The sequence below is a fragment of the Pseudoflavonifractor sp. MCC625 genome (assembly GCF_018784545.1).
GTDB classification, from domain to species: Bacteria; Bacillota; Clostridia; order Oscillospirales; family Oscillospiraceae; genus Pseudoflavonifractor_A; species Pseudoflavonifractor_A gallinarum.
Genome location: NZ_WQOJ01000047.1, coordinates 68,080 through 71,041 on the forward strand (window position 1 = coordinate 68,080; position 2,962 = coordinate 71,041).

At 51.6% G+C, this 2,962-nt stretch carries 4 protein-coding genes and 1 pseudogene; all 5 read left to right on the plus strand.

Going from position 1 to position 2,962, the window contains the following annotated elements:
- Positions 1–1,364, plus strand: a 1,364-nt coding sequence (locus GPK94_RS14325; protein WP_252192663.1) for a CHAP domain-containing protein, incomplete at its 5' end; no start/stop codon positions are given.
- A 28-nt stretch (positions 1,365–1,392) separates the two neighbouring features.
- Positions 1,393–1,650, plus strand: a complete 258-nt coding sequence (locus GPK94_RS14330) for a DUF4315 family protein (RefSeq protein WP_009003366.1) — start codon at positions 1,393–1,395, stop codon at positions 1,648–1,650.
- A complete protein-coding gene (locus GPK94_RS14335; RefSeq protein ID WP_144101183.1) occupies positions 1,640–2,404 on the plus strand; it encodes a DUF4366 domain-containing protein in 765 nt (254 codons plus the stop codon). Before GPK94_RS14330 ends, GPK94_RS14335 begins: the two co-directional genes overlap by 11 nt.
- The gene (locus GPK94_RS14340) at positions 2,401–2,595 is read left to right on the plus strand and encodes a hypothetical protein (RefSeq protein ID WP_173690049.1); all 195 of its coding nucleotides are present in this window, start codon (positions 2,401–2,403) and stop codon (positions 2,593–2,595) included. Before GPK94_RS14335 ends, GPK94_RS14340 begins: the two co-directional genes overlap by 4 nt.
- Positions 2,592–2,962 (plus strand): annotated as a pseudogene (locus GPK94_RS14345) (conjugal transfer protein TraG); the annotation flags it as partial. The gene GPK94_RS14340 and the pseudogene GPK94_RS14345, both read left to right, overlap by 4 nt.

Sequence of the window (2,962 nt, forward strand, 5' to 3'; positions counted from 1 at the left end):
GCAGCCACAAGCTGAAGCCGTACCGCAAAGCAGCCCAGGCAGAGCGTCAACTGGAAAAGGCAAATGTAAATGTTCTGTACCAGAAATCTTTGCAGGAAAATCCCCAGTTTGCCAGCAACCCTCTTTCCCGCTGGCAGCAAAAGCAGGCCATCAAAAGGCAGTATGCCGCCGCCAAACACGCCGGTCAGACTGCCGGAAATACCGCCCAGGCTGCGTCCAAAACCGGAAAAGCCTCAAGGACGGTGAAAGAAAAGGCACAGCAGGCAGGTGCATTCGTCATGCGCCACAAGAAGGGTTTCCTGATGGCAGGGGTTTTGTTCCTCATTACCTGTATGCTGATGAATACCATGTCCTCCTGCTCCATGATGGCGCAGAGCATCGGTTCCGTTCTCTCCGGCACCACCTATCCGTCGGATGACCCGGAAATGCTGGCGGTGGAGGCAGATTATGCAGCCAGAGAAGCCCAGTTGCAGGAGGAAATCGACAACATAGAAAGCAGCCACCCAGGGTATGACGAGTATCGCTATGACCTTGGTATGATCGGTCATGACCCTCATGAGCTGGCAGCATTTCTGTCTGCCGTTTTGCAAGGCTACACCCGGCAGAGCGCTCAGGCAGAGCTGGCGCGTGTGTTTGCAGCACAGTATCAGCTGACGCTTACTGAGGAAGTGGAGATTCGCTACCGCACGGAGACCTCCACCGACCCGGAGACCGGCGAGACCACCTCAGAAGAAGTCCCCTATGAGTATTACATTTTGAATGTGAAACTCACCAGCAAGCCCATTTCCGCTGTGGCGTCGGAGATTCTGACCCCGGAGCAGATGGAAATGTATCAGGTCTACCGACAGACCATGGGCAATAAGCCGTTGTTGTTTGGCGGTGGTTCCCCTGACATGAGCAATTCCGAGGACTTGACCGGTGTACAGTTTGTAAATGGAACCCGTCCCGGAAATCCGCAGTTGGTGGAGCTGGCCAAGCGTCAGGTCGGCAATGTGGGCGGCTATCCTTATTGGAGCTGGTATGGCTTTGACAGCCGCGTGGAGTGGTGCGCCTGCTTTGTATCCTGGTGTTATAACCAGGCTGGAAAAAGTGAGCCGCGCTTTGCAGGCTGTGAGTGGCAGGGCGTTCCGTGGTTCCAGTCTCATGGACAATGGGGTGCAAGAGGCTATAACAATCTGGCTCCCGGAGATGCAATTTTCTTTGATTGGGATTTAGATGGGACAGCGGACCATGTGGGTATCGTGATCGGTACGGATGGCAGCCGTGTTTATACGGTGGAGGGAAATTCCGGCGATGCCTGCAAGATCAAAAGTTATGACCTGAATTATCAAAGTATTAAGGGCTACGGCCTGATGAACTGGTAACAGATTTTGTGGAAAGGAGTGAACGGTTATGGCAAAAAATAAAATTGAACGTATCGACCAGGAAATTGAGAAAACCCGTGAGAAGATTGCGGAATATCAGGAAAAGCTCAAGACCCTGGAAGCACAGAAAACGGAGGCAGAGAATCTGGAAATCGTTCAGATGGTTCGTGCGTTACGCATGACTCCAGCACAGCTGAACGCTATGCTTTCCGGTGGAATGAACCACGGCAGAGATACAGCACTGTCGGAATCAAATAATCAGGAGGTTACCGCTTATGAAGAATAAAAGAATTTGCAAAACACTTTCCGCCCTTTGCCTGACAATGGTTGTGGCATTTGGCTTTACGATCCCTGCTTTCGCACAGGGGTCAGAACAGGCTCCGGCGGCACCGGCAGAGGATTCTACCAATGACAGCAATGTGATTGTGGAAGAAACAGAACCGGCACCGGCACTTACACCGGAGGGGAATGCGGCATTGGTGGATGATTTTGGAGGCAATAAGCAGCTTATTACTGTTACGACCAAAGCTGGAAATTACTTTTACATCCTGATTGATAGGGCGAATGAGGACAAGGAGACTGCTGTTCACTTTCTGAATCAGGTGGACGATGCAGACCTTGCGGCGCTGATGGAAGATGGAAAACCCAAAGAGGAGATGCCTGCGGTATGCAGCTGTTCAACAAAATGTGAAGCAGGGGCAGTCAATACGGCCTGCCCGGTCTGCGCAACTGATAAGAGTAAATGTACGGGAAAAGCACCGGAACCTCCGGCAGAAACACCGGAGCCGGAAAAAGAGAAGCCTGCCGGACTGAACCCGGCTGCGCTGGTCCTTTTGCTGGCTCTGCTGGGCGGCGGTGGCGTATTTGCCTACTTGAAGCTCGTTAAGAATAAGCCTAAGACTAAAGGCAATGACAGTCTGGACGATTATGATTATGGCGAGGAAGATTCCGAGGAATGGGAAACCGAGGATGAGGAGTCGGGCGAGCCGGACGCTGATGGGGGCAGCACAGAAGAAGATGACGAGGACAGCGTGAAATGACCCGTTTCACAGACAGTCCCTATGAACGAATGATGACACGCAGGCCGGAGGGCGGGAAGGAAACTTCCCGTCCTCCCTCTTTGCCCCAAAGCCACCCCTGTTATGGCTGCGGGAATTATGGAAGTCCCTGCGTAGGTGTTTGCCACCGTGAGATGGAACGCTGGTTCAAAGAAAGGAAACGAAAAAAATGAGTGTTCTGATTATATTTATCAAGCTGATTGCTGTTTTTGACCTGCTGGTAATTGCTGTGTATTTTGGCGGCGATATTCTTTCTACCGTGTTAAACAAACTCCGGAGAAAACCGAAGCAGGAAGATTCCTTTGATTTTTCCCTGGATGCCGCAACGGTTCCCTTGTCCATAGATTCCATCCGTCAGCTTTATTCAGGAGACGCGGCGGATTTTGTGGAAGAAAAGATCCTGCCAAATGCGGAGAAAACAATGGCCGTGCTGACGGAACAAGAACAGACGGCGGCTCGTCTGCTCTTATCCGCTTTGATCGGTTTTCTTGCAGCAGAAGCTCCTATGGATGAACAGAGCTTTCCTTTGATGATGGAACT